Origin of the sequence: Klebsiella sp. PL-2018 (assembly GCF_019048985.1) — a bacterium.
In the GTDB taxonomy this organism is placed as follows: Bacteria; Pseudomonadota; Gammaproteobacteria; order Enterobacterales; family Enterobacteriaceae; genus Klebsiella; species Klebsiella michiganensis.
Genome location: NZ_CP077673.1, coordinates 4,866,760 through 4,892,842, shown reverse-complemented (window position 1 = coordinate 4,892,842; position 26,083 = coordinate 4,866,760). Strand labels below are relative to the sequence as shown.

Sequence of the window (26,083 nt, the reverse complement as noted above, 5' to 3'; positions counted from 1 at the left end):
TGGCCTCCTGGCGCTATTACGTTGATATACGTAATAAGAGCAAAGGCTGTGCCAGAATTTGTGTCACATGGGGGGCGAAGAGGGGCAGGCGCGGCGTAAAGCCACGCCAGTTAAGGGATCAGCGATACAGCAGTTCGTAGATATAAAAATATTCCGCGTCGGATAAACGAATGGCATAAGCCTCTTCGATCGGCTGGAAGGCGGATTTAATGACACTAAACGCGCGGACGTCCAGCGCGGGCTGGCTCTCCAGCGACATCTGTAACGGTTTCCGGTTAATTACGATACGCTCGACCATGCAACAGCAGTGGATCAGGAAGCGCAGTGTCACCTGGCGGCTGGGTTTCAGCGAAAGCGAGGTGGTTAAATGGTTAAACACCCCCTCCATCTCTTTGAGAATGCGCTGGGGATTGAGTACCGAAATATGGTTGATGATGCTTTCCATGGTCAGCGCGCTGATGAAGCGCATCGCGCTGCGCTCCATCTCCAGACGGCGCTCACTGCTTGAGAGGTCCGGCGTGAGCAGGCTGAGCACCAGTTCCGGCCCCTGCTCGGAGAACAGCTCTTCAAGCGAGATAAACGGAATATCCGGCAGTCCCGGCTGGAAGGTGCCGACAATCCCCGCCAGTCGCTCACCGGCCAGCAGCGACTGCTGAACGCGCTCCAGGCTGCGAACCTCGTTGTAATCGAGGATCACCATTCGCGTATCCTGCGACATCAGCTCGCCAAAACTTTCCTCCAGCACTTTTTTGATTTTCTCTGCGGTTCCCATGCCGGTAATGCAGGAGATCACCAGCACCTTACCGCCGTTTTCCTGCTGCGGAGTACAGAGCTGACAGGGGATATTTTTACTCTGCAGTAATTCCGCCAGCTGCGGTAGCTCGCTGGTTTCATAGCTTAAATCCAGACCCAGCTCCAGCAGACTGGTCAGCGTAATATTGGGCATTAACAGGACGTCAATCTGGAATAGCTTGCTGATGGTGCTGCCAAAATGCACCAGCGAGCCGATATCCACCATCAGAATCAGCCGCCGGTAGCGTTGGCTCTGGATCCGCTGGGTTAGCGTTTCCAGCGTGTCATGCACCGACTGCTCAAAGGGCATATCGATGGCGCTAAACAGCTCGCGCTCCAGCACCCGGTTGACGTACTGCGCCTGACTGGTCGCCGTCGTCGCGCCGTGGGCGATTAAAATGACGCCGCAGTCGGGACTGGCGTCGATCCGCTGGCGATAATGGCGGCACTCTTTCAGGAACAGACATAGCCAGACGACCTCCGTCGCCGGGCACTGAATATGCAGCAGTTCGTTGATTTTCCGGCACAGCAGAGTCGCGTTTTCATACTCGTCTTTGCAGCGGTCGAGGATCAGGCTGGAGGAGTAGAGCTGCGGGATCAGCCCGCGCTGCACGTAGCCAATCAGCGCCAGAAAGTGTTTACGCAGCGGATTCATCAGGTTTTCTGGCAGCGTAAAGCCCAGCACCTGTTCCACACAGCCAATCAGCAGGGTCACGCGTTCTTCAATCCGATCGCCATAGCGCGGCGGATGGGCCACGCTGTCGCGGCTGTAGAGACCATATTCAAAGATAGAACTGAGTTTGTTTTTGAGGATCGCCAGCGTCTCAGCCGGTGGGACGTTGCTGTTGCGCAGGTTGACGTATTCGCGGGTCAGGAAGCTGTAAAACAGATCGCTTTCTTCGATCTCCGCTCCTGTCGCCAGAGTGGTTTTCAATGCGGGTAACGTGCGCGCATCGACGCTTAGCCGATCCTGGCCGTCAAACAAGGTATCGACCAGCAGACGCTGTTCCGGGGTGGCGTTGAACGGCACTTCTACCAGCCGTTTATCCAGCTGGAGCGTGTCGTTATGCTCGGTCATTCCCGCGGCCCACGCCTGGGCGCAAAGAAACTGGATATCGCTTTTGAGCTGGCCGATATTGCCTTCCAGCGGTTTATTCAGCAGCCAGAGCAACAGCGTTTTGTCGATACTGACCGTACGCTCAATTTTGCGGCTCTCGCGCTGGAGAAAACCGACAATAAGTTCCACCTGTTCTTCCACCGAGCGCTGACGGATCCCGGGGAGATCGATACAGACCTGGATGCGTCTCTGGAACGTTCGCAGCAGCGCTGAGCTGACCGGTTCGGTGGTGGCGCAAATCAAGCGCACCGTGATGGACCGCGCCGTGGCGCTTGAACCGAGCGGGCGATATTGGCCTTTGTCGAGAATGGAGAAGAGTTTTTCCTGTCCTTCATACGGCAGGCGGTGCACCTCATCAAGCAGCAGATATCCGCCGTCCGCCTGCTCCACCAGACCGGCTTTATTCTCACTGGCGCCGGTAAATGCTCCCTGCCGATGGCCGAACAAATGCGAAGAGAGCAGCTCCGGGTTATGCGCATACTCGGCGCAGTTAAAGTAGACCAGCGGCGGGGGGGAACCCGCCGCATGCTCGCAGGCAAAACGGTGCATCAGCTCGGCAAAGAAAGTTTTACCTACCCCGGAGGGGCCGGTCAGCAATACGTGGAGCCCGTGAGGATAAAGCACCGCTGCGCGGCCTTTTTCCACCGCATCACGGAGGCTGCGATCGTAGCCAATCAGGCCGCTGAAGGGGTCATCCGTTGAGCAACCTTCCTGATGCGGCAGAAGGTCGGCAACCGTACGCACTTCACATTCGGTATCATTCAGTCTGCGCCCCAGCAGCGTTTCCATTGCCTGGCGGTGCCAAAAGAACACGGGGCGTCCTCTGCTCTTAATCGCCAGGCCGTCGTTCCATAACTGATTGAGGTCTTTGCTGACCGAGTTGCGCGCAAGCCCGAGGTTAAAGCCGATGGCTTCCGCCGTAAATGCCGTTTCCTGTTCCAGATCCGCAAGATTCAGCCCGCGAGTTAATCGCTCCAGTTCCCCCAGTATGACCTCAATCCGTCTCATCTCTTTTACCGCTTAAGAAATAAATGATTGTTCAGAACATACACTATTCTTCTACGCAAGAAAGTGGCCTGGGCCAGAGATGGCGCATTTGCGCAAAGCGCGCGGCCGCGGGTGTTTCGTGGTTTGCGGGTGGGGTAGCCCAGACAGGCGTGATTGCCGCCTCCGGGGAGAAGGCGGCAGGGAATATCGCTTTAACTCTCTTCCAGCGAATACGGCAGCGGCTCGATGCTCAGGCTACCGGCATCATCGCGGACGCGAAACACGCTGTCCGGCTCCATATCGTTATTCATCACCACCTGTACCAGCAAGCGACCGTCGTCCAGCTGCACGGCCGCTAAAACGGTGCCGGTTCGGCGCCAGTTGTCACCCATCTTCAGTTCCAGGTCTTCCCCGGCCTCGGGCACGCGGCTGGCTGTTCCCGCCAGATACCACAGGGCGCGTTTGTTGGCGCCGCGGAATTTAGCGCGGGCAACCATCTCCTGGCCGGTATAGCAGCCTTTCTTAAAGCTGATGCCGCCCAGCGCCTGTAGATTGGTGGCCTGCGGAATAAACTGCGCGCTGTTGGCGCTGTCGATAACCGGCAGCCCGGCTTCAATATTCAGCGCCAGCCACTGCTGGCTGTTGTTGAGCTGCGCTTCACCGCGTAGCGCATCGGTGATGCGGGTGGCGGTTGCCACATCGGTCACCAGCAGGAAACGCTCGGCCGGATGCGCAAACCACAGCACGCTGGTGGCTCCTTCACTGACAACCTGTTTCTCGGCGTTCGGCAGTTCACTAAACAGCGGCGACAGCGCAGCGCGCGCCTGGAACCCGGCAACGCCCAGCAGTACGGATTCATCATCGGCGGCGATGGTCACTTTAGAGAACACCGCGTATTTTTTCAGTTCGGTCAGCTGCGCATCGCGCAGGCTGCGGCGCTCAATCCACGCAAAACCCTCGTTGCGGCGGAAAACGCGCAGATTGCTCCACATCTTGCCCTTGGCGTCACAATGCGCGGCAAGCAGATGCTGCTCGTCGGTCAGGTGGCTGACGTCGGCGGTAATCTGCCCCTGCAGATATTTTTCGCCATCCGGACCGGTAATCGTCGCCAGCGCCCAGTCGTCCAGCGTCATCAGCGTTAACGGCAGACGAGCGGAAGAGGAAGGCTGACGCGGAGGAAAAGGTGTAAAAGCCATAGTCATATCCTGAATAGCTTAACGCAGAGTGTGTGACTAATGGTAAAAGAGCTATGGTGCAATGCAAGCGCTTTTGACAGGCCATTCGTGCCCTCAAAAACGGGGCGCTGAAACCAGCGAAATAATAAATGGCCTGATTATTTTAGGGTTTTCATGGAATAGCGCTCGCGAAACTTGATATTCCAGTGAAGTCAGCGCCGAAAACGGGTTAAACTAAGAGATATTTATAAGCAGGAAGTAAAACATGGACATTAACAATAAAGCCCGCATCCACTGGGCATGCCGTCGAGGTATGCGTGAACTCGATATCTCCATCATGCCGTTTTTCGAGCATGAGTACGATACGCTCAGCGATGGCGACAAAGCGTTATTCATCCGCCTGCTGGAAAACGACGATCCGGATCTGTTCAACTGGTTGATGAATCATGGCGAGCCGGCTGATGCAGAACTGCAGCGGATGGTAAAATTAATTCAGACACGGAATCGGGAACGTGGTCCTGTGGCAATCTGATTTACGCATCTCGTGGCGAGCGCAGTGGTTTTCGCTGCTGATGCACGGCGTGGTGGCGGCGCTGGTGCTGCTGATGCCCTGGCCGCTGAGCTATACCCCGCTGTGGCTGATACTGCTGTCGCTGGTGGTGTTCGACTGCGTGCGCAGCCAGCGGCGGATCCATGCCCGTCAGGGAGAAATCAAACTGCTGATCGACTCCCGTCTGCGCTGGCAAAAGGCGGAGTGGGATATCATCGGCACCCCGTGGGTGATTTACAGCGGAATGCTGCTGCGCCTGCGGAATACGGAAAACCAACGAACCCAGCATTTGTGGGTCGCGGCGGATAGCATGGACGCGGGAGAATGGCGAGACCTGCGTCGGCTGGTGTTGCTAAAACCGACGCAAGAGTAGGCAAGGACTCAGGAGAACTGCTCAGCCATTTCACCGAGGATTTGCTCGCACCAGTTCTGAATGCGCTCATCGCTCAGGTCGTACTGGTTCGTTTCATCAAGCGCCAGGCCAACGAACAGCTGCCCATCGGCAATGACCGGTTTCGGGCTGGTGAATTCATAGCCTTCAGTAGGCCAGTAGCCGATAAACTTCACCCCTTTGGTCGCCAGCTTATCGTGCAGCATGCCGAGCGCATCAAGGAACCATTCGCCGTAGCCTAGCTGGTCGCCCATGCCGTACAGCGCGACGATTTTACCCTGCAGATCCAGCGTATCGAGCTGCTGCCAGACCGCCTCCCAGTCCTCCTGGATCTCGCCGAAATCCCAGGTTGGAATGCCGAGGATCAGCACATCGTATTGCGTCATCAGGGCAGGGGAATCATCTTTCAGGTTGTGCAGCGTGACCAGTTCAGGGCCGATAATATCGCGGATTTTTTCCGCCGCCATTTCGGTGTAGCAGGTGCTGGAACCGTAAAAAAGACCTATGTTCATCGCGGAAACGTCTCAATTCTTGCTGTGACTTTGCGCTTAGTGTACCAGAAAGGCCGCGCCCGCCTGCAACTCGAATTATTTAGGGTATAATGGCGCCGTTTTAATAAGCAAAGAGGCCAGAGTGGAACAGGATCTCGCACAAATCGAGCAGTTTCTTGATGCCTTATGGCTGGAGCGGAATCTGGCGGAGAACACGCTAAGCGCCTACCGCCGGGACCTGACGATGGTGGTCGAATGGCTGCATCATCGTGGCCTGTCGCTTGCCAGCGTCAGCGGCGAAGATCTCCAGTCGCTGCTGGCGGAGCGGCAAACCGGCGGCTATAAAGCCACCAGCACCGCGCGCCTGCTAAGCGCCGTGCGCCGTTTCTTCCAGCATCTTTACCGGGAGAAAATTCGCCCGGACGATCCCAGCGCGCTGCTGGCCTCGCCAAAGCTGCCGCAGAGGCTGCCGAAGGATCTGAGCGAGGCGCAGGTGGAACGCCTGCTCCAGGCGCCGCTGGTTGAACAACCGCTGGAGCTGCGCGATAAAGCGATGCTGGAAGTGCTGTACGCCACCGGTCTGCGCGTTTCCGAGCTGGTGGGCCTGACCATGAGCGACATTAGCCTGCGACAGGGCGTGCTGCGCGTGATTGGTAAAGGAAATAAAGAACGTCTGGTACCGCTGGGTGAAGAGGCGGTGCTGTGGGTTGAGAATTACCTTGAATACGGGCGCCCCTGGCTGCTGAACGGCGTGGCGTCCGATGTGCTTTTTCCCAGCCAGCGCGCGCAGCAGATGACGCGCCAGACGTTCTGGCATCGAATTAAGCACTATGCCGTACTGGCGGGGATTGACAGCGAAAAGCTCTCCCCGCACGTGTTACGCCATGCGTTCGCGACGCATTTACTTAACCATGGCGCCGACTTACGCGTGGTGCAGATGCTGTTAGGACACAGCGATCTCTCCACGACGCAGATCTACACCCACGTGGCGACCGAGCGTCTGCGACAACTCCATCAACAGCATCACCCGCGTGCGTGAGTGCTGAAAAAAAGGACTGAGTATGAAAAAAGGTTTACTGATGTTCACTCTGCTGGCGACCACCTTATCCGGTGCGGCGCATGCCGATAGCGCGGCGATCAAGCAACTGCTGGCGAAGCTGGGCGTGCAGAGTTCGGACGTGCAACCTTCGCCGATCAAAGGCATCAGCACCGTATTGACGGACAGCGGCGTGATATACGTTACCGATGACGGTAAGCACATTATCCAGGGGCCGATGTACGACGTCAGCGGCGCGCAGCCGGTAAACGTCACCAATACGCTGCTGGCCGGTAAGCTGAACGCGCTGGAAAAAGAGATGATCGTCTATAAAGCGCCGCAGGAAAAACACGTCATCACCGTCTTCACCGATATTACCTGTGGTTATTGCCATAAATTGCATGAGCAGATGAGCGACTATAACGCGCTGGGTATTACCGTGCGCTATCTGGCCTTCCCGCGCCAGGGGCTGCAAAGCGAAGCCGAGCAGAATATGAAGGCTATCTGGTGCGCTAAAGATCGTAACAAAGCGCTGGATGACGCGATGAGCGGCAAGGGCGTGCAGCCAGCCAGCTGCGATGTTGATATCGCTAAACACTACATGCTGGGCGTGCAGCTTGGCGTTAACGGCACGCCGGCGATGGTGCTGAGCGACGGCACGCTGATGCCCGGCTATCGCGATCCTAAAGACCTGAAAGCGCTCCTTGATGAGCATCAAAAACAGACAAGCGGTAACTGATTCGCGTGAAACAACAGATACAACTACGCCGCCGCGAGGCGGCTGACGGCGTCGATTTACCTGCCGATCTCCCACCGCTGCTGCAGCGGCTGTACGCCAGCCGCGGCGTGCGTAGCGCGCAGGAGCTGGAGCGCGGCGTGAAAGGCATGCTGCCGTGGTCGCAGCTGACCGGCGTCGAAAAAGCGGTAGAGATGCTCTACGGCGCATTTAAGAAGGGGCTGCATATTGTGGTGGTCGGCGATTTTGACGCCGACGGCGCCACCAGCACCGCGCTGAGCGTTCTGGCCCTGCGGGCGCTGGGCTACGGCAACGTCTCGTACCTGGTGCCAAACCGTTTTGAAGATGGCTACGGCCTGAGCCCGGAAGTGGTCGATCAGGCTCACGCCCGCGGCGCGCAGATGATTATGACCGTGGATAACGGTATTTCTTCGCACGCTGGCGTCGATCGCGCCCATGCGCTGGGTATTCCGGTGCTGGTGACCGATCACCACCTGCCGGGGGATTCCCTGCCCGCGGCGGAAGCGATTATTAACCCGAACCTGCGCGACTGTGAGTTTCCGTCGAAATCGCTGGCCGGGGTGGGCGTGGCTTTTTATCTGATGCTGGCGCTGCGCACTTTTCTGCGCGATAAAGGCTGGTTTGAGGAGCGCGGCATTGCGCCGCCTAATCTGGCTGATCTCCTCGATCTGGTGGCGCTCGGCACCGTGGCGGACGTCGTACCGCTGGATGCCAACAACCGTATTCTGACCTGGCAGGGGCTGAGCCGCATCCGGGCGGGGAAATGCCGTCCGGGCATTAAGGCGCTGCTGGAGATCGCCAACCGCGACCCGCAAAAGCTGGCGGCAAGCGATCTCGGCTTCGCACTCGGCCCGCGCCTTAACGCGGCTGGGCGGCTGGACGATATGTCCGTCGGCGTGGCGCTGCTGCTGTGCGACAACACCGGCGAAGCGCGGGTGCTGGCCAATGAGCTGGATGCGTTGAACCAGACGCGCAAAGAGATAGAACAGGGGATGCAGGCGGAAGCCCTGACCCTGTGTGAGAAGCTGGAGCGCAGCGGTGAGATGCTGCCCGGCGGCCTGGCGATGTACCATCCGCAGTGGCATCAGGGCGTCGTCGGCATTCTGGCCTCGCGTATCAAAGAGCGTTTCCATCGTCCGGTTATCGCCTTTGCGCCCACCGGCGACGGTACGCTCAAAGGCTCCGGTCGGTCGATTCAGGGGCTGCATATGCGCGATGCGCTGGAGCGTCTGGATACGCTCTATCCCGGGCTGATTCTGAAGTTTGGCGGCCATGCCATGGCGGCGGGACTATCGCTGGAAGAGGCGCGCTTTGAAGAGTTCCAGCAGCGCTTCGGCGAGCTGGTGACCGAGTGGCTCGATCCTGCGCTGCTGCAGGGGGAAGTGGTCTCCGACGGTCCGCTGGCGGCGGCAGAGATGAGCATGGAGGTCGCGCAGATGCTGCGCGACGCCGGACCGTGGGGGCAGATGTTCCCGGAGCCGCTGTTTGACGGCCGTTTCCGTCTGCTACAGCAGCGCCTGGTCGGCGAGCGTCATCTGAAGGTGATGGTTGAGCCGGTCGGCGGCGGCCCGCTGCTGGACGGTATCGCGTTCAATGTTGATACTTCCCTTTGGCCGGATAACGGCGTTCGCGAAGTTCAGCTTGCCTATAAGCTTGACATCAATGAGTTCCGCGGCAACCGCAGCCTGCAGCTGATCATTGACCACCTCTGGCCAAATTGAGAACAGTATATTAATGAGGGCGCGAATCCGGTAGAATTCCGCTCTTATCACCGCATTTTGACGAATCCATTAAAAGAAACCGACCATGTTTGAAATAAATCCGGTAAAAAACCGTATTCAGGACCTCACGGAGCGCTCGGACGTTCTTAGGGGGTATCTTTGACTACGATGCTAAGAAAGAGCGTCTCGAAGAAGTAAACGCCGAGCTGGAGCAGCCTGACGTCTGGAACGAACCAGAGCGTGCGCAGGCGCTGGGTAAAGAGCGTTCCTCGCTGGAAGCCATCGTTGATACGCTGGATCAGATGTCTCAGGGGCTGGAGGACGTTTCCGGCCTGCTGGAGCTGGCCGTTGAAGCCGAAGACGAAGAGACCTTCAACGAAGCCGTCGCCGAGCTCGATGTGCTGGAAGAGAAGCTGGCGCAGCTGGAATTCCGCCGCATGTTCTCCGGTGAATACGACAGCGCCGATTGCTACCTCGATATCCAGGCCGGTTCCGGCGGAACGGAAGCGCAGGACTGGGCCAGCATGCTGATGCGCATGTATCTGCGCTGGGCCGAAGCGCGCGGCTTCAAGACCGAGATCATCGAAGAGTCTGAAGGCGAAGTGGCGGGCATTAAGTCCGTGACCATCAAGATTATCGGCGACTACGCCTACGGCTGGCTGCGTACCGAAACCGGCGTTCATCGCCTGGTGCGTAAGAGCCCGTTCGATTCCGGCGGCCGCCGCCACACCTCTTTCAGCTCCGCGTTCGTTTATCCGGAAGTGGATGACGATATTGATATCGACATCAACCCGGCGGATCTGCGCATTGACGTTTATCGCGCATCCGGCGCGGGCGGTCAGCACGTTAACCGTACGGAATCCGCGGTGCGTATTACCCACATTCCGACCGGCTTAGTGACCCAGTGCCAGAACGACCGTTCACAGCACAAGAACAAAGATCAGGCCATGAAGCAGATGAAAGCGAAGCTTTATGAGCTGGAAATGCAGAAGAAAAATGCCGAGAAGCAGGCGATGGAAGATACCAAATCCGACATCGGCTGGGGCAGCCAGATCCGTTCTTACGTGCTGGATGACTCCCGCATTAAAGATCTGCGCACCGGGGTGGAAACCCGCAACACTCAGGCGGTGCTGGACGGCAGCCTGGATCAATTTATCGAAGCAAGTTTGAAAGCAGGGTTATGAGGAACCAACATGTCTGAACAACAAGCACAGGGCGCTGACGCGGCAATTGACCTTAATAATGAACTGAAAGCCCGTCGTGAGAAGCTGGCCGCGCTGCGTGAGCAGGGTATCCCGTTCCCGAATGATTTCCGTCGTGACCACACCTCAGACCTTCTGCACGCTGACTTCGATGGCAAAGAAAACGAAGAGCTGGAAGCGCTGAACGTTGAAGTCGCCGTCGCTGGCCGCATGATGACCCGTCGTATCATGGGTAAAGCCTCTTTCGTTACGCTGCAGGACGTTGGCGGCCGCATTCAGCTGTACGTCGCCCGCGACGATCTGGCGGAAGGCGTCTACAACGAGCAGTTCAAAAAGTGGGACCTCGGCGATATCATCGCGGCGCGCGGTAAGCTGTTCAAAACCAAGACCGGCGAGCTCTCTATTCACTGCACCGAGCTGCGTCTGCTGACCAAAGCCCTGCGCCCGCTGCCGGACAAATTCCACGGCCTGCAGGATCAGGAAGCGCGCTATCGTCAGCGCTACCTGGACCTGATCTCCAACGATGAATCGCGCAACACCTTTAAAGTGCGTTCGCAGATCCTGGCGGGCATCCGCCAGTTCATGGTCGGCCGCGGCTTTATGGAAGTTGAAACCCCGATGATGCAGGTGATCCCCGGCGGCGCGTCCGCGCGTCCGTTCATCACCCATCACAACGCGCTGGATCTGGACATGTACCTGCGTATCGCGCCGGAACTGTACCTGAAGCGTCTGGTGGTTGGCGGCTTCGAGCGCGTGTTCGAAATCAACCGTAACTTCCGTAACGAAGGTATCTCCGTTCGCCATAACCCAGAGTTCACCATGATGGAACTCTACATGGCGTATGCGGATTACAAAGATCTGATTGAGCTGACCGAATCCCTGTTCCGCACCCTGGCGCAGGACGTTCTGGGCCATACTGAAGTGCCTTACGGCGATCAGACCTTTGATTTCGGCAAGCCGTTTGAAAAGCTGACCATGCGCGAAGCGATCAAGAAATATCGTCCGGAAACCGAGATGGCCGATCTGGATAACTTCGATTCCGCAAAAGCCATTGCGGAAAGCATCGGTATCCACGTTGAGAAGAGCTGGGGTCTGGGCCGCATCGTGACCGAGATCTTCGAAGAAGTGGCGGAAGCGCACCTGATTCAGCCGACCTTCATTACCGAATATCCGGCAGAAGTCTCTCCGCTGGCGCGTCGTAACGACGAGAACCCGGAAATCACCGACCGCTTTGAATTCTTCATCGGCGGGCGTGAAATCGGTAACGGCTTTAGCGAGCTGAACGATGCGGAAGACCAGGCGCAGCGTTTCCTCGATCAGGTTAACGCGAAAGCCGCCGGTGACGACGAAGCGATGTTCTATGACGAAGACTACGTTACCGCGCTGGAGCACGGCCTGCCGCCGACTGCGGGCCTCGGTATCGGTATCGACCGTATGGTGATGCTGTTTACCAACAGCCACACCATCCGCGACGTGATCCTGTTCCCGGCGATGCGTCCGGTAAAATAAGCATTACGCGAATAAAAAAACCCAGCAGAGCTGGGTTTTTTTATGCCTGGTTGCTAAAGCTGATTAATGCGTTACGCGCATTATCGTCCGCCGCCTGCAGCACCATCCACGGGCTAAAAGCCCAGGGCGTCGCGCGAATCCCGCTTAACACATCCGCAAGATTGCTCCACTGAAAATCCATCACTTCGTCAGGATTTATCCGTAACGCGCTGGCGACTCGTGCCGCATAGACCGGGCAGACCTCGTTTTCAACAATGCCATTCGGCGCAACGGCCCGATAGCGGAATCCCGGGAAGACCGGGGCGATGCGGGTAATCTCAACGCCGAGCTCGAAGCGGCAGCGGCGCTCAACGGCCTGTTCGAAGGTTTCGCCGGTTTGCGGATGCCCGCAGACTGAGTTCGTCCATACGCCTGGCCAGGCTTTTTTGCCCAGCGAACGGCGCGTGACCAGCAGCTGACCTTGTTCATTGAACAGCCAGCAGGAAAACGCGAGATGCAAAGGGGTATCGAGGGTGTGGGCGGCATACTTCTCCAGCATACCTGTAGGCTTATCTTGCTCGTCCAGCAAAATGACATGTTCCCCGGCCATGACAACTCCTGAAATAAAAAATGACCCGGCACAAACCCGCCGGGTCATGTACTCAGGCCACTAGGGTAGCCCATAAATGGGACAAAGGCATTACCAAAACATGTTGGCCTCCGGGGAGAGCGTGATATTGCAGAGGTGCCGGCAGGGGGCTAATTGAATCACCAGCGGTTTAACCCGGACGCACCGCGACGCTCCCGGACTCTCCCGGGAGAGCGTAGATGTTCAGCCGCTTAGCAGGCCTTTAATACTTCTGTATGAAGGGTAGCGATTGGGGATTGCCTTAGGGACTGGTATGATAATCGCCCTGGTTTTGAGGTGAATGTTCGTGTTAAGCGCAGGATGCCTGATGAGAAAACGCTTTGTTATTGCAATAATGTTGCTGAGCAGCCTGATTGTCGCAGGGTGTTCCAGCTCATCCGATTCCGGTTCTACCTACACCGTGAAGCGCGGTGACACGCTGTACGCTATCTCACGTTCCACTGGCACCAGCGTCAGGGATCTCGCCCGTCTCAATAATATTTCACCTCCCTATACCATCGAAGTCGGGCAAAAGCTGAAGCTAAACAGCGGTTCCGGGACCACGGCGAAGGCGGGGGCATCCGGCAAGAAATCGTCAGCGAAACGTACCGCCGCCGTGACGCCATCTTCGGCGGTGCCGCAATCCTCCTGGCCGCCGGTCGGGCAACGCTGCTGGCGCTGGCCAACCAGCGGTAAAGTAGTGCTGCCATACTCCACCAGCGATGGCGGCAATAAAGGTATCGATATCGCCGGTAGGCGCGGCCAGCCGGTGTATGCGGCAGGGGCGGGCAAAGTGGTGTACGTGGGCAACCAGCTGCGCGGCTACGGCAACCTGATTATGATTAAGCATAATGAGGACTATATCAGCGCCTACGCGCACAACGACAAGCTAATGGTGAATAACGGCCAGAGCGTGAAGATTGGCCAGCAGATTGCCACCATGGGCAGCTCGGACGCGGATTCCGTGCGCCTGCATTTCCAGATTCGCTACCGGGCGACAGCGATCGACCCGCTGCGCTATTTGCCGCCGCAGGGCAGTAAGCCTAAGTGCTAAAAGGTTATTTTATCGGCATTTAGCCTGGTTTGGGCTTGTCAGCGGGTGCGTAAGGTCTATAATGGCCCTCGCACCTCTTCGCGGGCGTAGTTCAATGGTAGAACGAGAGCTTCCCAAGCTCTATACGAGGGTTCGATTCCCTTCGCCCGCTCCAGAATATCTCCCGCTGTGGCAAAACTTCATTAAAATTCTCATTTCTATCAACAGCTTGCCTTAGCTAAATTGTCTGTAATCGTCCTACCATTGAACGATAGTTTACCAACACAAGGTACACTGTTAGTGGTCACGGTACTTGCACACCACATGCAGGCGCTGCCAGCGGTTCGGCCTCGCTCCTTCGGATACATGGTCATCCTGATGTCTGACATACCCTGATGTTGTCGCCTGACGGCTCCGCGAGGTGTCTTACCACCAACGGGCTTTATGGATGGGATTGTCCAAAATCAGGGAAAAAGGGAAGGCTGGATCTCTCCAGCCTTTGGCGGTCATTCGGTCCCTGATTTCTTCCTGCCGATGCATGCATACCGACACGCCAGCGCGTTACGAGCTACACCTTATGCAGCCCGCCTTGATACTTTTTTTGCATAACGAAAATGACAATTCATTAACCGTAATCGGGGTGAAACAATCATGGTGTAAAAAAAAGGAGTCATTATGCATACCCGAAATTTATCTCAAAACCTTATTGTCAGTTCAGTCGGCTATGGTGCGATGGGACTGAGCGAATTTTATGGCCAGACAGATGACAAGGCTTCCCGGCAGCTATTACATAAACTCATTGACCTGGATATTACGTTCATTGATACCGCTAACCTGTACGGGCGGGGTCACAATGAACGGCTGATTGGCCACTTTCTTGCCGGACTCGATAAGGCTACGCGTGAGCAGTTCAGAATTGCCACAAAGTGCGGAATCGATCGGGCTCCTGATGAGGCTTATGCCCGCACCATTAACAATCAACCGGACTACATTACCCACTGCTGTAATGAATCCCTCAAAAGGCTCGGTGTTGAACGGATCGATCTGTTCTATCTTCACAGGGTCAGCCCGGCGACGCCTGTCGAGGAGAGCATGGAATGTCTGAGCCGTCTCATCAAAGATGGAAAGATCAATCATATCGGACTTTGTGAAGTCTCTGCATCGACCCTTCGCCGGGCCCATGCTGTACACCCAATCACAGCCCTGCAGACAGAATATTCACTATGGACACGTGACATTGAAGATGAAATCCTGCCGACAGTGAAAGAGCTGGGGATTGGCCTGGTACCCTATTCTCCGCTGGGAAGGGGGTTCCTGACAGGAAAATACCGTAAAAACAGTGATTTTTCTGAAGGTGACTTCCGTAAAAATAATGAGCGTTTCATTCAGTCCAGCCTTGATCACAACGTACAGCTTCTCGATGCTGTTCTCCCGCTTACTGAAAAGTACGGTTGTTCCTCGGGTCAGGTGGCGCTGGCCTGGCTGCTCGCGCAGTACGATAAGCTGGTACCGATCCCCGGTACCAAGCACATCAGTTATCTGGCCGAAAATGCGCAGGCGGCTGACATCGCTCTGGACAAATCAGATGTTGCGCTACTGAACGATATTCACCAGCGCGTTGAGATTAAAGGCGGCCGGTATTCTGAAGAAGGTATGAAAGGCGTTAACGCCTGAAATCCGTTTACATAATATGAAACCGGGCATTGCCCGGTTATTTTGTTTTTATTAACAGCCCAGCCGCTGTACAGCCGATAATTTTTCTTCAGCGGTAAACGCTCAGCGCCACCCCTTCACCGCCGCCAACACACAGCGCTGCAACACCGCGTTTATTATCATTACGCAGGAGTCCATGCACGAGGGTGACCAGAATGCGGCATCCCGAGGCACCGATAGCATGCCCGAGTGCGATTGCTCCGCCATAGGGATTAATACGATCGGGTGAAATACCCGTCTGGTCAACCACTGCCAGCGCCTGGGCTGCAAACGCTTCATTGGACTCCAGGTGATCAACATCTTCTGGTTTCCAGCCAGAGCGGGAAAGACAGTCTGCGATAGCCTGTACCGGAGCGGCACCCATTAATGCCGGCTTAATCCCCGAATTCGCAAACGCGGCAAGAGACGCTAAAACCAGCAGCCCACGTGCCTCGGCAGTTTTTCTGGTACAAAGAAGGACAGCGGCCGCGCCATCATTAAGAGAGGATGCATTACCTGCCGTCACAGTTCCTCCCTTTCTGAAAACGGGTTTCAGCTGTATTAGTTTTTCAATGCTGGTTTTGCGGGGGCCTTCATCCGTGTCAACTCTCAGGGTTTTACCTTTCCTGTCCTGCCATTCAACGGGAACTATTTCACGAGCAAATATTCCCTTTTCCTGAGCATCCATTGCCTTTATGTGGGACAGTAGCGCGTATTCATCTTGCATTTCGCGACTGATGCTGAACTCAGCTGCAACATTTTCGGCGGTGACGCCCATATGGTTATTATCGAAAGCATCCCAGAGTCCATCGGACACCACGCTATCCCTCATATTACAATCCCCCAGCCTTGTCCCTGAGCGTGAAGCCATCAGAATATGAGGGGCGTTAGACATGCTCTCCTGACCGCCGGCAATGACGAATTCTGCCTCACCCGTCTGCAGCGCCAGCATGGCCAGATGAACTGATTTGAGACCTGAACCGCAGACCTTGTTAATCGTCAGACATTGCGTTTCAACGGGTAGCCCGGCGTTCAGCGCGGACTGACGTGCGGGATTCTGGCCACATCCTGCCGTCAGTACCTGTCCCATAATAACCTGAGAAATCTCACTGGCCTCCACTCCTGAGTCTTCAAGAAGCGCACGAATGACGTGACTCCCGAGTTCTGCTGCGGAATGGCCCGACAGGGAACCCATGAATGCACCCGTTGCAGTACGTTTTGCAGAAACAATCACAACTTCGTTCATGACATTTCCTCTGTAGTGGCACACTGAATTTGGCCACCTGAGTAGAGGTGATATGCTCACCTCAACATCTTACAGGTGAACCAATGAGCAAAATATTTACTGCTGAATTTAAAGCCGAAGCGGCAAAACTGGTCCTTGATCAGAACTACACTCACGGTGAAGCGGCTAAAGCGATGAACGTCAGCCTCTCCGCCATCAACCGCTGGGTTAAATCGTTACGTATGGAGCACCAGGGGAAAACGCCACCGGGGCTGCCTCTGACGCCTGAGCAGACGGAACTCAGGGAAATAAGAAAACAAATACAACGCCTTGAAATGGAAAATGAAATCCTAAAAAAGGCTACTGTAGATTCAACCTGTCAACGCAACACCCTTTTCAATTATCTCTTTCGGTGTTTTGAACTTCAGTGTCTTTCTCGGCCTGGTGTTTAGTTGCGCTGCAACCTGATCCAGCTCCTGCTGTGTGTATTGAGCAAGGCATGTTTTTTTGGGGAAGAACTGTCGTATTAGTCCATTCGTATTTTCGTTGGTGCCTCGTTGCCAGGGACTTTGAGGATCGCAAAAATAAACTTTCACTCCCGTGCTGCTGCTAAATTCCAGATGCCTGGCCAGCTCCATTCCTCTGTCCCACGTCAATGATTGCCTGAGTTCGGGCGGTAAGCTCAGGAATTTTTCAGTAAGAGCCTGATTCACTGAAACAGCATCTTTCCCCTTTAACCTGAGAATAAGCGTATAGCGCGATTTACGATCTACCAGAGTGGCAATATGCGAGTTTTTTGTGCCCGAGACTAAATCCCCCTCCCAGTGTCCAACAGAGCGCCTGTTATCAATATGCCGCGCGCGCTCATGGATTGGCGTGCCATTCACGATATTGATTGTTCCTCTTTCCCCTTTGCGGGTGTGGCGTCGCCCATGCCTCAGGCTGTGCGAACGCCGCAGATGCTGAATATTCAGGTGGTGCAGAGCTTCACGACAACGAAAGTACAGCGTCTTATAAATTGTCTCAGCTGATATTCGCATCGTTTTCTGACGCGGCTTCGTTCGTTTTAACCATCCCGAAATTTGCTCCGGAGACCACTTTAATTCCAGCTTTTCCAGAACAAGGTCCCTCAGCGGCTCATTCTGATCCAGCAAACACGGTTTGGGACGTTTAGCCATCCTGTTGGCGCGATTATTAGCATCAACAGCTTTGTAATAGCGCCTGCCACGATTACGCTGGACTTCTCGCGAGATCGTCGAAGGAGAGCGTCTTAATGCAGTAGCAATCGCCCGAATACTCATTTTGGCTGACAGGCCAGCGCGTATTTCCTCACGTTCAGACAAGGTCAGGTGTGCGACGGCCCGCTTACGCTCATTGGGTTTTATGCCGCCGGTGTCCCTCAACATGGTGAAAATAGTTCCGGGTTTTGAATCCAGAATCTTAGCTATTTCACTAAATCCTGTCCCACTCTTCCACAAGTCGAAAACGGGTAATGACTCCAACTTACTGATAGTGTTTTATGTTCAGATAATGCCCGATGACTTTGTCATGCAGCTCCACCGATTTTGAGAACGACAGTGACTTCCTGCCCAGCCTTGCCAGATGCTGCCTCAGATTCAGGTTATGCCGCTCAATGCGCTGCGTATATCGCTTGCTGATAACGTGCAGTTCTCCCTTCAGGCGTGATTCATAAAGCGGCCAGCCATCCGTCATCCATACCACGACCTCAAAGGCCGACAGCAGGCCAAGAAGACGCTCCAGCGTGGCCAACGTGCGTTCACCGAATACGTGCGCCACAACCGTCCTCCGTATCCTGTCATACGCGTAAAACAACCAGCGCTGGCGTGATTTAGCGCCGACGTAACCCCACTGTTCGTCCATTTCCGCGCAAACAATGACGTCACTGCCCGGTTGTATGCGTGAGTTTACCGACTGCGGCCTGAGTTTTTTAAGTGTCGTAAAATCGTGTTGAGGCCAACGCCCATAATGCGTGCACTGGCGCGACATCCGACGCCATTCATGGCCATATCAATAATTTTCTGGTGTGTACCGGGCTGAGAGGCGGTGTAAGTGAACTGTAGCTGCCATGTTTTACGGCAGTGAGAGCAGAGATAGCGCTGATGTCCGGCAGTGCTTTTACCGTTACGCACCACGCCTTCAGTAGCTGAACAGGAGGGACAGCTGATAGAAACAGAAGCCACTGGAGCACCTCAAAAACACCATCATACACTAAATCAGTAAGTTGGCACCATTACCAGTTTTTTAAGTGTCGTAAAATCGTGTTGAGGCCAACGCCCATAATGCGTGCACTGGCGCGACATCCGACGCCATTCATGGCCATATCAATAATTTTCTGGTGTGTACCGGGCTGAGAGGCGGTGTAAGTGAACTGTAGCTGCCATGTTTTACGGCAGTGAGAGCAGAGATAGCGCTGATGTCCGGCAGTGCTTTTACCGTTACGCACCACGCCTTCAGTAGCTGAACAGGAGGGACAGCTGATAGAAACAGAAGCCACTGGAGCACCTCAAAAACACCATCATACACTAAATCAGTAAGTTGGCACCATTACCCGAAAACGAGCGATTTTTCTTTTGCTGTAAATGTACGTTTCATCAAACGATCCTCCGCAACCACATGTTTTCACATGGTTGTTGCGTTGACCAATTGAATCTACAGTAGCCTTATTTAGGATTTCATTTTCCATTTCAAGGCGTTGTATTTGTTTTCTCATTTCCCTGAGTTCCGTCTGCTCAGGCGTCAGAGGCAGCCCCGGGGGCGTTTTCCCCTGGCGCTCCATACGTAACGATTTAACCCAGCGGTTGATGGCGGAGAGGCTGACGTTCATCGCTTTAGCCGCTTCACCGTGAGTGTAGTTCTGATCAAGAACCAGTTTTGCCGCTTCGGCTTTAAATTCAGCAGTAAATATTTTGCTCATTGGTTCACCTGTAAGATGTTGAGGTGAGCATATCACCTCTACTCAGGTGGCCAAATTCAGTGTGCCACTACATCAGGGCCGGCAAGGTGGAATCAATTTCGCTCAGTCGGGTGGTGACTTTATCGGCGAGTCCGGACTCAAGACGATCCATAATATCTCTGCCATAACGTGTCAGCTCATCAGTTGGGCTCATAATATTTCTCCGGAGTGGTTTGTTCAGACCTCAGGCGCGTCGGAATAGCGGCAACGAGCAGGACAGAAAGTCCGATAGCTGCGCCGGCTGCGATATAAAGCAGTGGGACGGAAAAAGCGGATACCATCCAGGCACCTGCAGATGCCCCGACACCAATAGCGGTATTGAAGAATGAAACGTAAACCGCGGACGCCGGGAAGGCTTTATCTTCCGCCAGGCGCAGGACCCACGTCTGGAAGCCCACAAAAATCCCGGATACAGCCACGCCCCAGATAACCATTGCGGTAAAGACCGCAGTGCCTGAAAGGGATGTACCGGATAAACCCAGAAATACCAGCACAGCACAGATAAGCACGACCGATACCGATACCGTTGCTTTGAGATGTTTATCAATCATCATTCCGGTGAGAAAATTGCCGGCAAGACCAGCGATACCGTAAACAAACAGAACCGCCGGGATGACGGATGTGGCAAGGGAATGCTGCGTGTGCAGCCAGGGTTCAATGTATGTAAAAGCGGCAAAGTGTGCGGTTACGGCCAGTAACGTGGCGGAATAAATTTTCCACAGCGCGGAGGATTTAAATACGCTTTTGAGCGCCCCCAGGCCGATCGCACTTTTACTGGTTATCTGTGGCACCAGTATGGTAATGCCGGCAAAGGCAACCACGCTGAGTAAAGCCATCAGCCAGAACGCCTGTCTCCAGCCGAAGTGTATACCAATATAATTTGATATCGGCACGCCAAATACGCTGGCAGCCGAGACGCCACCAAAAACGATAGACGTTGCCGCGCCAAGGAATCGGGCTGGCACGATAGCCACTGCGGTGGCGCCGATCATCGCCCAGAATGCGCCATGTGCCAGCGCGCCCAGTACGCGTGCGACTAGCAGTATGGCGTATGTGTTTACCGTGGCGGCAAGAACGTTAGAAAGAAAAAGTATGACCGTGAGTGTGAGCAGAAGCCGCTTCTTGGCCACATTACCAAGGAATACTGATGCAAAGAGTGCGCTCAGTGCGCCCACCCAGGCGTAAAGTGAAACCGTCATGCCAACCGCTGACTCAGAGGCGCCAAGTCCCTCTGCAATGGGCGTCAGCAGGCCTACCGGAGCCAGTTCGGTGGTAACGATAGTAAACGTTGAAAGAGCCAGAATAAACAAGGCAAGCCAAGACCTGAAGGTCATATCCTGCGGGGATTTTTCTGAATGCATATATTCTTACCTCAAGGTTGGTTTAAATAACCTGCCAGCGATGTGTTATCGCGTGTCTGGCCAGCGCTGAATGTTTTCCTACGCAGACAGGGTGGCCGGTTGATGCAAGCATCGGAATGTCAGAGAGATCGTCACCATAGGCATAACAGTCAGAAGGATTAATATTTCTCTGTTCGCAAAACTGAAGGAGCGCATCTTTCTTTCCGTCACCAATCGTCTGTGGATAACCTATTTCACCCGTCATTTCCCCTGCAGCAGTGAACTTCAGTGGTGCGCAAAGAATATCTTTCACGCCAAGGTATCTTGCGACAGGAGAAAGAACGGGAAGCATTGAACCGGATATAAAAACAATATCCATATTTTCAGCCTGATGTTTTTTAAGAGCCGAAACCGCGCTTCCTATAAATAATTCTGAATTCAGCTTAAATCTGAACCATTTTTCACCAGCCTCTTCAAGCGCCTTATAACTGATACCTGCAAATTGCCGGTAGTACTCCCTGTTGAGATGCTCACGGGGAATTCCTTTTTTAACTTCAGACTGGAAATTCGCCATATACTTATGGAGTTTAATGGGTTCATTATTCTCCTTGCACCAGAAGTCAAAAAAATCAAACATACTTTTAATATTGATCAGCGTCTCATCGACGTCAAAAAAAGCGGCGGCCTGTTGCAAAACTCACTCCTCGTAATTTTTCCTTCGGCTTTTTGGTAATGGTGCCAACTTACTGATTTAGTGTATGATGGTGTTTTTGAGGTGCTCCAGTGGCTTCTGTTTCTATCAGCTGTCCCTCCTGTTCAGCTACTGAAGGCGTGGTGCGTAACGGTAAAAGCACTGCCGGACATCAGCGCTATCTCTGCTCTCACTGCCGTAAAACATGGCAGCTACAGTTCACTTACACCGCCTCTCAGCCCGGTACACACCAGAAAATTATTGATATGGCCATGAATGGCGTCGGATGTCGCGCCAGTGCACGCATTATGGGCGTTGGCCTCAACACGATTTTACGACACTTAAAAAACTCAGGCCGCAGTCGGTAAACTCACGCATACAACCGGGCAGTGACGTCATTGTTTGCGCGGAAATGGACGAACAGTGGGGTTACGTCGGCGCTAAATCACGCCAGCGCTGGTTGTTTTACGCGTATGACAGGATACGGAGGACGGTTGTGGCGCACGTATTCGGTGAACGCACGTTGGCCACGCTGGAGCGTCTTCTTGGCCTGCTGTCGGCCTTTGAGGTCGTGGTATGGATGACGGATGGCTGGCCGCTTTATGAATCACGCCTGAAGGGAGAACTGCACGTTATCAGCAAGCGATATACGCAGCGCATTGAGCGGCATAACCTGAATCTGAGGCAGCATCTGGCAAGGCTGGGCAGGAAGTCACTGTCGTTCTCAAAATCGGTGGAGCTGCATGACAAAGTCATCGGGCATTATCTGAACATAAAACACTATCAGTAAGTTGGAGTCATTACCGGCTTTTTTCCTGAAAATCTTTATGGTTTCCGGGAACCCCTGCGTCTGCCCAGCGAGAAGGATGTATTTCAGAAATGACAACCGAGATTTTATCCAGCGGCGCTCCGGTATGTTTATGCACAGCAAACGTAATATCTTCCTGGAGCCGGATAATTTTACCTTCATCTTTTATAGGCCAGGTGGTGATGTGAACAAATGGCATATTTTACCTCACTCTACGGTAGTAAATTCATCGAAGGAACGGACCTTTAGTTTTAAATGAGCATGAATGTCACCACCCAGACCATAAAGTCCGATTGCGCCGCCGTAGCTCTGGCGGGAACTCATATACAGGACAACAACGTTAATAATCCGGTTTTCATTCCGTTCATGTGCCGGGAAGGGATCGGGCAATTCCGCCCAGTAATCTGCATTACCGTTATGATCGGTAATAAATACGTTAGGTATGCCCAGAGGTCCCGGTCGGCTTGGATTCTCAGTCGCTAAATCTTTTTCCCGAAGGCTCATCACGGTATAAACACTGTCGGGAACAAGATTACGGAAAGAAAACGTAAACCTTGCGCGCCTGCTGTCTTCAGACAGACAGACATCCAGCGTACCCTCCGCATGCATCCAGTTTTCCAGAGTGACAGGCTGAACCTGACGTTTGCCATCACTGCTGCGGTAATCAGCAATATAGCCTTCATGCAGAGGCAGACTGGGGCGGCTTTCGGTGTTCGCCTGCGGTCGCTGCTCCGGTGCAAAAAGCATCCCGTAATTATTTGATGGGATGGGTAAAGGAAGGGTATGCAGGATGATATCCTTAACTTCATCCTGCGCCATACCTTCAATATCTCGCAGTATTCTGTAAGGCTTCGTCGCGCCGAATTCGGGCACGGGGCTGTCTGCTGCCACAAGCACGCTTCGCCATTCCAGCCCGTTATCACCCGGCACCATGCCAACCACCACAAAGTTGCCGTTACCGTCCATGACCTCCGCAGGGGGGTAAAGCGGCCCCTGCGTGGTCACAGCCAGGCGGTATGTTCGGCTAGCTGATTTGGACATGCGTCACCCCGTGTGTCGCGATGTTCTGTTCAGCAATTGCCGCCTGCATGGCGGCTTCAGCCAGCAGTTTTTCCTTTTCAGCAATCAGAGCTGAAGGATATACGGTGAACGATACATCCATCGTCGCGCAAAGCGTCTGATGCTGAGTCACGCGAACCTGCGCTCTGAAACGCCCCCTTCGCTCATTAATGTCCTTCTCAAGGAATTCAAAATGGACCAGCGCTGGTAAAGGAAACAGAAAGCTGGAAAAGGTCGTCGCCATGCTGTTAATGACGTAGTAGCGTCCTGCTTCCTGCTTATAAATAAACTCTTCGGTAACGGCGATAAAAGCCTGACGACTTGCCTCGACCAGAAGCATCCCCTGAATATGCTGGCCGGTCTGATGATCGGCCATGAGCTCACAGCGTTCGTCAATCAGCAGCGGCATTGCAAAAAGATCACTGTTATGTTCGGTCTGCTCTGCTGAGCCGATAAGAACATTCTGCTCCAGCCTTTTATGACAATGTGCATTTTTTTTATCTCTGACCAATTTTTCCAGAGAGCACATTTTAAGTTTATTGCCATGAACAACATTTCTTGCCTGATTCGAAATGACTTTTCCTGCGAAATCTTTACGTACACCCTGGCCGATAATAATCTCATGTTCTTTATCAATAATGTTGGCTGGAATTTGCGAAAGTAATTCAAGCTGAGAAATTGTCAGAACATCTTTACCATTTGCGAATTCATTAAACTTATCGCCTACAATAACCAGTTTTTTATAGTTCATTTATCATTCCTCAGCTGCAACAGGCATGGTAGATGCGGGTGTAAAGTCCTTCATTGCCTCCGGTGATGTAATTGTCTCCAGCTTGCTGGATAATTTCCTGGTAACGCGCATTGGTGAAGGCTTCCTTATAGGATTGCTTATCGCCATTGAAGGAGGAGATAAACATTACACCCGGAACACCGCTAATAAGAGAGTGGAATGCTTCAAAGCTTTCAATTTTATCTTTATTGTCCCTGACAACATTAAAAATGGTCTCATCGCGCCACTGACGATACTGCTGATAATTATGAGCCGGAACTTCAACATGGCGAAGTTGAATGTACTGGCTTTCAGGGAGATCTTTCTTGTTGTCAATCGGAGATTCTACAAACTTAAGCAATTCTCTGCGAATATCTGCAGAAAGAACATCAGCCAGTCTGTGGAACATGGATACCATCTCTTCTTCTACCCACGAAATTTCCTTGATGTCGTTAAATGCACGCAGCTCCAGAAGTTCATTCACTCCCTGCTCTTCTGAATAATAGTATCGTGTGCTGCCGCTGTTTTTTAAGAACGAGAAATCAGCAGCGGAAACATTATTTTTTAACGGAAAGCGTGAGACCAGTACATAGTTAGCTGACATTTTCATCTCCAAATAGAGTTCTGATTGAGTTCGGGAGAAATTTATCAATCTGTGACGAGGATGGAATTGTTTAATGTGTAATTCAATTTTCGTATTACTGTAAACAGACTGATCCCTGATATGATCATTCGTGTTAACACTCAGAATACAAAAGAGTTTAGAATAAATTTTTTGACTGGCAGGCTCGAATCTATGGCGATCGCAGGACACCTGATAAGTAACCACCTCCCCAGCGTTAAACAGCTCCAGTGCTTCCTTGCTGTTGCTCATGAACTGAATTTTCGCAGAGCTGCTGAACGGCTCAGAATGACTCAGCCTCCGTTAACCCGACATATAAAGTGCCTCGAAGGCGTGCTGAATCAGCAGTTATTCAGCCGCAGTACGCATGACGTCAGCCTGACGGAGGCTGGCCAGGCCCTGGTAATAAGAGCAGAGAAGATTCTGCTGGAGCTTAATGAACTGAAAACCGGTTCACTGGCATCCGGGGGGAAGGTACGGATCGGCCTTACCCGGACGCTTAATTTTGAATTTATCGAACCCGTCAGCAGACAGCTTATCGAACTGGATGCCGGAGACGACGTTGAAACACCTAATCTGACTTCTGCCCAGCTCCTTCAATGCCTGTCAAAAAACACGCTTGATCTCGTGCTTACGGGGGAAAAGGGCACTGGCCATGAAGATATGGTTCAGTATCGCTGGGTTTGCTGCGAACCGCTGCTGATAGCAATGCCGGCCATACATCCCGCCAGCCTGAAAGAAAAAGTATCACTCAAAGACGTCAGTGATTTACCACTTTTCTGGTTTTCAAGAAGCGCAAACCCTTCATTTTATGACAAATGTGAAAGTTTTTTTGAACAGCTCAATGTCCCGCTCAAAAGGGTTAAAGAGCCGGATGATTCACTCGTTATGCTCACCCGCATCGCAAGAGGCAAAGGGTTTGCACTGATGCCCCAGTCGAAATGCACGTTTAATCAGGAAGGGCTGTGCTACCGCGAACTGACAGACGATGAATCTCAGAAACTGAATATTGATATCTACTCGGCAATCAGGGTCAATGAGACGCGGGAGGCTGTACTGGATGCTCAGAACGTCTTATGTGGGAAAAATTTTTCCGGCTGAAGAGTTTATATGGGTCATGATTGGATAGCGAAAATTATTATACTACAAGGGCTTACCCGGCATGAGATGGCAGGCACGCCTCTCTATCTGACGTCGCCAGGCTACAATAATCACTGAATCCCAGGCGCTTGAACAACTGTACTTCTTTATCCTGGCGCTACGTCTCTCTTTCACTTTGTCATGAGATACTGCTAGCTATGAGCAACGTCACCATTTATCACAATCTGGCCTGCGGGACGGTATCATTATCGCTGAACGATATTCTGGAGGGTGACTATGACTATTATCTGCAGACGCTTCCTGATGCCGCTTATGCAGTTTCAGCCAGTATTGAATATTAATAATGCCTGGCTGAATAAGAACCCTGGTCAGGTAAGCTGGAAAATCACCAATAATCATCGCCAGCGGCAATAACATGACGCTGCCGTAATGGG

General features: G+C 53.5%; 26 protein-coding genes, 1 tRNA gene and 4 pseudogenes. 14 read left to right on the top strand and 17 right to left on the bottom strand.

What is annotated here, in order from left to right; all coding sequences use genetic code 11:
• Positions 1–118: 118 nt before the first annotated feature.
• Positions 119–2,917, bottom strand: a complete 2,799-nt coding sequence (dagR, locus tag MKleb_RS22965) for a transcriptional regulator DagR (RefSeq protein WP_025105970.1) — start codon at positions 2,915–2,917, stop codon at positions 119–121.
• A 191-nt stretch (positions 2,918–3,108) separates the two neighbouring features.
• Positions 3,109–4,092, bottom strand: coding sequence for a tRNA-modifying protein YgfZ (gene ygfZ, locus MKleb_RS22960; RefSeq protein ID WP_025105971.1), 984 nt, complete (start codon positions 4,090–4,092; stop codon positions 3,109–3,111).
• Between the two features lie 244 nt (positions 4,093–4,336).
• Here ygfZ and sdhE point away from each other — a divergent pair, with 244 nt between their 5' ends.
• A complete protein-coding gene (sdhE, locus tag MKleb_RS22955; protein WP_004124953.1) occupies positions 4,337–4,603 on the top strand; it encodes an FAD assembly factor SdhE in 267 nt (88 codons plus the stop codon).
• Complete coding sequence (locus tag MKleb_RS22950) at positions 4,584–4,994, top strand: protein YgfX (RefSeq protein WP_217076205.1); 411 nt, start codon at positions 4,584–4,586, stop codon at positions 4,992–4,994. The genes sdhE and MKleb_RS22950 overlap by 20 nt, the downstream gene beginning before the upstream one ends.
• Before the next feature lie 8 nt (positions 4,995–5,002).
• Here the strand turns inward: MKleb_RS22950 and fldB are convergent, their stop codons facing one another.
• Positions 5,003–5,524: a flavodoxin FldB gene (gene fldB / locus MKleb_RS22945; protein ID WP_014226792.1), complete on the bottom strand. Its 522-nt coding sequence runs from the start codon at positions 5,522–5,524 to the stop codon at positions 5,003–5,005.
• Between the two features lie 121 nt (positions 5,525–5,645).
• Here fldB and xerD point away from each other — a divergent pair, with 121 nt between their 5' ends.
• The 5 genes from xerD to lysS all read left to right on the top strand — a co-directional run bounded on the left by xerD (position 5,646) and on the right by lysS (position 11,728).
• Complete coding sequence (xerD, locus tag MKleb_RS22940) at positions 5,646–6,542, top strand: site-specific tyrosine recombinase XerD (protein WP_004105555.1); 897 nt, start codon at positions 5,646–5,648, stop codon at positions 6,540–6,542.
• A gap of 22 nt (positions 6,543–6,564) precedes the next feature.
• Complete coding sequence (gene dsbC, locus MKleb_RS22935) at positions 6,565–7,278, top strand: bifunctional protein-disulfide isomerase/oxidoreductase DsbC (protein ID WP_004854054.1); 714 nt, start codon at positions 6,565–6,567, stop codon at positions 7,276–7,278.
• A 5-nt stretch (positions 7,279–7,283) separates the two neighbouring features.
• Entirely contained in the window at positions 7,284–9,017 is a 1,734-nt protein-coding gene (gene recJ, locus MKleb_RS22930; protein ID WP_025105972.1) for a single-stranded-DNA-specific exonuclease RecJ, read from the top strand.
• A gap of 85 nt (positions 9,018–9,102) precedes the next feature.
• Positions 9,103–10,201, top strand: a protein-coding gene (prfB, locus tag MKleb_RS22925; protein WP_100248296.1) for a peptide chain release factor 2 whose coding sequence is annotated in 2 segments (ribosomal slippage) — positions 9,103–9,177 and positions 9,179–10,201 — 1,098 coding nt in all. Because the reading frame shifts where the segments join, the coding sequence is not laid out codon by codon here.
• A gap of 9 nt (positions 10,202–10,210) precedes the next feature.
• Positions 10,211–11,728, top strand: coding sequence for a lysine--tRNA ligase (lysS, locus tag MKleb_RS22920; RefSeq protein ID WP_014226789.1), 1,518 nt, complete (start codon positions 10,211–10,213; stop codon positions 11,726–11,728).
• Between the two features lie 40 nt (positions 11,729–11,768).
• Here the strand turns inward: lysS and idi are convergent, their stop codons facing one another.
• The gene (gene idi, locus MKleb_RS22915) at positions 11,769–12,317 is read right to left on the bottom strand and encodes an isopentenyl-diphosphate Delta-isomerase (RefSeq protein WP_025105973.1); all 549 of its coding nucleotides are present in this window, start codon (positions 12,315–12,317) and stop codon (positions 11,769–11,771) included.
• Positions 12,318–12,663: 346 nt separating this feature from the next.
• Between idi and actS the strand changes: the two genes are divergently transcribed.
• The 3 genes from actS (at position 12,664) to MKleb_RS22900 (ending at position 15,042) form a co-directional block, all read left to right on the top strand.
• Positions 12,664–13,389, top strand: a complete 726-nt coding sequence (gene actS / locus MKleb_RS22910) for an amidase activator ActS (RefSeq protein ID WP_025105974.1) — start codon at positions 12,664–12,666, stop codon at positions 13,387–13,389.
• Positions 13,390–13,469: 80 nt separating this feature from the next.
• Positions 13,470–13,543: transfer RNA gene (locus MKleb_RS22905), tRNA-Gly, on the top strand.
• 500 nt (positions 13,544–14,043) lie between these two features.
• Complete coding sequence (locus tag MKleb_RS22900; protein WP_025106003.1) at positions 14,044–15,042, top strand: aldo/keto reductase; 999 nt, start codon at positions 14,044–14,046, stop codon at positions 15,040–15,042.
• A gap of 88 nt (positions 15,043–15,130) precedes the next feature.
• Here MKleb_RS22900 and MKleb_RS22895 read toward each other — a convergent pair whose 3' ends face one another.
• Positions 15,131–16,306 (bottom strand): acetyl-CoA C-acetyltransferase, encoded by a 1,176-nt coding sequence (locus tag MKleb_RS22895; protein ID WP_025106004.1) that lies wholly within the window; start codon positions 16,304–16,306, stop codon positions 15,131–15,133.
• A gap of 83 nt (positions 16,307–16,389) precedes the next feature.
• Between MKleb_RS22895 and MKleb_RS22890 the strand changes: the two are divergent.
• Positions 16,390–16,644, top strand: a pseudogene (locus MKleb_RS22890) (transposase); the annotation flags it as partial.
• 12 nt (positions 16,645–16,656) lie between these two features.
• Here MKleb_RS22890 and MKleb_RS22885 read toward each other — a convergent pair.
• The 7 genes and pseudogenes from MKleb_RS22885 to MKleb_RS22855 form a co-directional block, all read right to left on the bottom strand.
• A complete protein-coding gene (locus MKleb_RS22885) occupies positions 16,657–17,796 on the bottom strand; it encodes an IS30 family transposase (RefSeq protein WP_217076776.1) in 1,140 nt (379 codons plus the stop codon).
• Positions 17,789–18,486, bottom strand: a protein-coding gene (locus tag MKleb_RS22880; RefSeq protein WP_223274117.1) for an IS1 family transposase whose coding sequence is annotated in 2 segments (ribosomal slippage) — positions 17,789–18,237 and positions 18,237–18,486 — 699 coding nt in all. Because the reading frame shifts where the segments join, the coding sequence is not laid out codon by codon here. The genes MKleb_RS22885 and MKleb_RS22880 overlap by 8 nt, the downstream gene beginning before the upstream one ends.
• Positions 18,487–18,545: 59 nt before the next feature.
• Positions 18,546–18,800: pseudogene (locus MKleb_RS22875) on the bottom strand (IS1-like element transposase); the annotation flags it as partial.
• A gap of 165 nt (positions 18,801–18,965) precedes the next feature.
• Positions 18,966–19,220 (bottom strand): annotated as a pseudogene (locus tag MKleb_RS22870) (transposase); the annotation flags it as partial.
• A 67-nt stretch (positions 19,221–19,287) separates the two neighbouring features.
• The gene (locus MKleb_RS30165; RefSeq protein ID WP_267460468.1) at positions 19,288–19,413 is read right to left on the bottom strand and encodes a hypothetical protein; all 126 of its coding nucleotides are present in this window, start codon (positions 19,411–19,413) and stop codon (positions 19,288–19,290) included.
• Positions 19,400–20,620, bottom strand: coding sequence for an MFS transporter (locus MKleb_RS22860; protein ID WP_025106006.1), 1,221 nt, complete (start codon positions 20,618–20,620; stop codon positions 19,400–19,402). The genes MKleb_RS30165 and MKleb_RS22860 overlap by 14 nt, the downstream gene beginning before the upstream one ends.
• Before the next feature lie 22 nt (positions 20,621–20,642).
• The gene (locus MKleb_RS22855) at positions 20,643–21,293 is read right to left on the bottom strand and encodes an HAD family hydrolase (RefSeq protein ID WP_025106007.1); all 651 of its coding nucleotides are present in this window, start codon (positions 21,291–21,293) and stop codon (positions 20,643–20,645) included.
• Between the two features lie 89 nt (positions 21,294–21,382).
• Here MKleb_RS22855 and MKleb_RS22850 point away from each other — a divergent pair.
• Positions 21,383–22,080 (top strand): IS1 family transposase gene (locus MKleb_RS22850; RefSeq protein WP_223274117.1). Its coding sequence is split into 2 segments (ribosomal slippage): positions 21,383–21,632 and positions 21,632–22,080, totalling 699 coding nucleotides; the frame shifts between segments, so codons are not numbered across the junction.
• Positions 22,081–22,090: 10 nt separating this feature from the next.
• Here the strand turns inward: MKleb_RS22850 and MKleb_RS22845 are convergent.
• From MKleb_RS22845 to MKleb_RS22830, 4 genes are read right to left on the bottom strand one after another with little or no spacing between them, the layout of a single operon-like run.
• Positions 22,091–22,297, bottom strand: coding sequence for a tautomerase family protein (locus tag MKleb_RS22845; RefSeq protein ID WP_217076202.1), 207 nt, complete (start codon positions 22,295–22,297; stop codon positions 22,091–22,093).
• Between the two features lie 8 nt (positions 22,298–22,305).
• The gene (locus MKleb_RS22840) at positions 22,306–23,064 is read right to left on the bottom strand and encodes a hypothetical protein (protein WP_196587669.1); all 759 of its coding nucleotides are present in this window, start codon (positions 23,062–23,064) and stop codon (positions 22,306–22,308) included.
• Positions 23,065–23,122: 58 nt separating this feature from the next.
• Positions 23,123–23,908 carry an AfsA-related hotdog domain-containing protein gene (locus tag MKleb_RS22835; RefSeq protein ID WP_025106009.1) on the bottom strand — a complete coding sequence of 262 codons (786 nt, stop codon included), beginning with the start codon at positions 23,906–23,908 and terminating at the stop codon, positions 23,123–23,125.
• A gap of 10 nt (positions 23,909–23,918) precedes the next feature.
• Entirely contained in the window at positions 23,919–24,530 is a 612-nt protein-coding gene (locus MKleb_RS22830; RefSeq protein WP_071998069.1) for a hypothetical protein, read from the bottom strand.
• 192 nt (positions 24,531–24,722) lie between these two features.
• Between MKleb_RS22830 and MKleb_RS22825 the strand changes: the two genes are divergently transcribed.
• Both MKleb_RS22825 and MKleb_RS22820 read left to right on the top strand, forming a co-directional pair.
• Positions 24,723–25,649 carry a LysR family transcriptional regulator gene (locus MKleb_RS22825; RefSeq protein ID WP_025106011.1) on the top strand — a complete coding sequence of 309 codons (927 nt, stop codon included), beginning with the start codon at positions 24,723–24,725 and terminating at the stop codon, positions 25,647–25,649.
• A 197-nt stretch (positions 25,650–25,846) separates the two neighbouring features.
• Positions 25,847–25,990 carry a thioredoxin domain-containing protein gene (locus tag MKleb_RS22820; RefSeq protein ID WP_157835614.1) on the top strand — a complete coding sequence of 48 codons (144 nt, stop codon included), beginning with the start codon at positions 25,847–25,849 and terminating at the stop codon, positions 25,988–25,990.
• Here the strand turns inward: MKleb_RS22820 and MKleb_RS30000 are convergent.
• Positions 25,983–26,066 (bottom strand): annotated as a pseudogene (locus MKleb_RS30000) (hypothetical protein); the annotation flags it as partial. The gene MKleb_RS22820 and the pseudogene MKleb_RS30000 overlap by 8 nt on opposite strands.
• Positions 26,067–26,083: the final 17 nt, after the last annotated feature.

Coding starts and splice junctions, on each gene's coding strand:
- MKleb_RS22825 (WP_025106011.1), top strand. CDS start 24,723: ATGGCGATCGCAGGACACCTGATAAGTAACCACCTCCCCAGCGTTAAA.
- dagR (WP_025105970.1), bottom strand. CDS start 2,917: ATGAGACGGATTGAGGTCATACTGGGGGAACTGGAGCGATTAACTCGC.
- lysS (WP_014226789.1), top strand. CDS start 10,211: ATGTCTGAACAACAAGCACAGGGCGCTGACGCGGCAATTGACCTTAAT.
- MKleb_RS22820 (WP_157835614.1), top strand. CDS start 25,847: ATGAGCAACGTCACCATTTATCACAATCTGGCCTGCGGGACGGTATCA.
- MKleb_RS22845 (WP_217076202.1), bottom strand. CDS start 22,297: ATGCCATTTGTTCACATCACCACCTGGCCTATAAAAGATGAAGGTAAA.
- MKleb_RS22835 (WP_025106009.1), bottom strand. CDS start 23,908: ATGAACTATAAAAAACTGGTTATTGTAGGCGATAAGTTTAATGAATTC.
- MKleb_RS22860 (WP_025106006.1), bottom strand. CDS start 20,620: ATGCATTCAGAAAAATCCCCGCAGGATATGACCTTCAGGTCTTGGCTT.
- MKleb_RS22895 (WP_025106004.1), bottom strand. CDS start 16,306: ATGAACGAAGTTGTGATTGTTTCTGCAAAACGTACTGCAACGGGTGCA.
- sdhE (WP_004124953.1), top strand. CDS start 4,337: ATGGACATTAACAATAAAGCCCGCATCCACTGGGCATGCCGTCGAGGT.
- MKleb_RS30165 (WP_267460468.1), bottom strand. CDS start 19,413: ATGAGCCCAACTGATGAGCTGACACGTTATGGCAGAGATATTATGGAT.
- fldB (WP_014226792.1), bottom strand. CDS start 5,524: ATGAACATAGGTCTTTTTTACGGTTCCAGCACCTGCTACACCGAAATG.
- MKleb_RS22830 (WP_071998069.1), bottom strand. CDS start 24,530: ATGTCAGCTAACTATGTACTGGTCTCACGCTTTCCGTTAAAAAATAAT.
- MKleb_RS22840 (WP_196587669.1), bottom strand. CDS start 23,064: ATGGACGGTAACGGCAACTTTGTGGTGGTTGGCATGGTGCCGGGTGAT.
- actS (WP_025105974.1), top strand. CDS start 12,664: ATGAGAAAACGCTTTGTTATTGCAATAATGTTGCTGAGCAGCCTGATT.
- dsbC (WP_004854054.1), top strand. CDS start 6,565: ATGAAAAAAGGTTTACTGATGTTCACTCTGCTGGCGACCACCTTATCC.
- ygfZ (WP_025105971.1), bottom strand. CDS start 4,092: ATGGCTTTTACACCTTTTCCTCCGCGTCAGCCTTCCTCTTCCGCTCGT.
- MKleb_RS22900 (WP_025106003.1), top strand. CDS start 14,044: ATGCATACCCGAAATTTATCTCAAAACCTTATTGTCAGTTCAGTCGGC.
- idi (WP_025105973.1), bottom strand. CDS start 12,317: ATGGCCGGGGAACATGTCATTTTGCTGGACGAGCAAGATAAGCCTACA.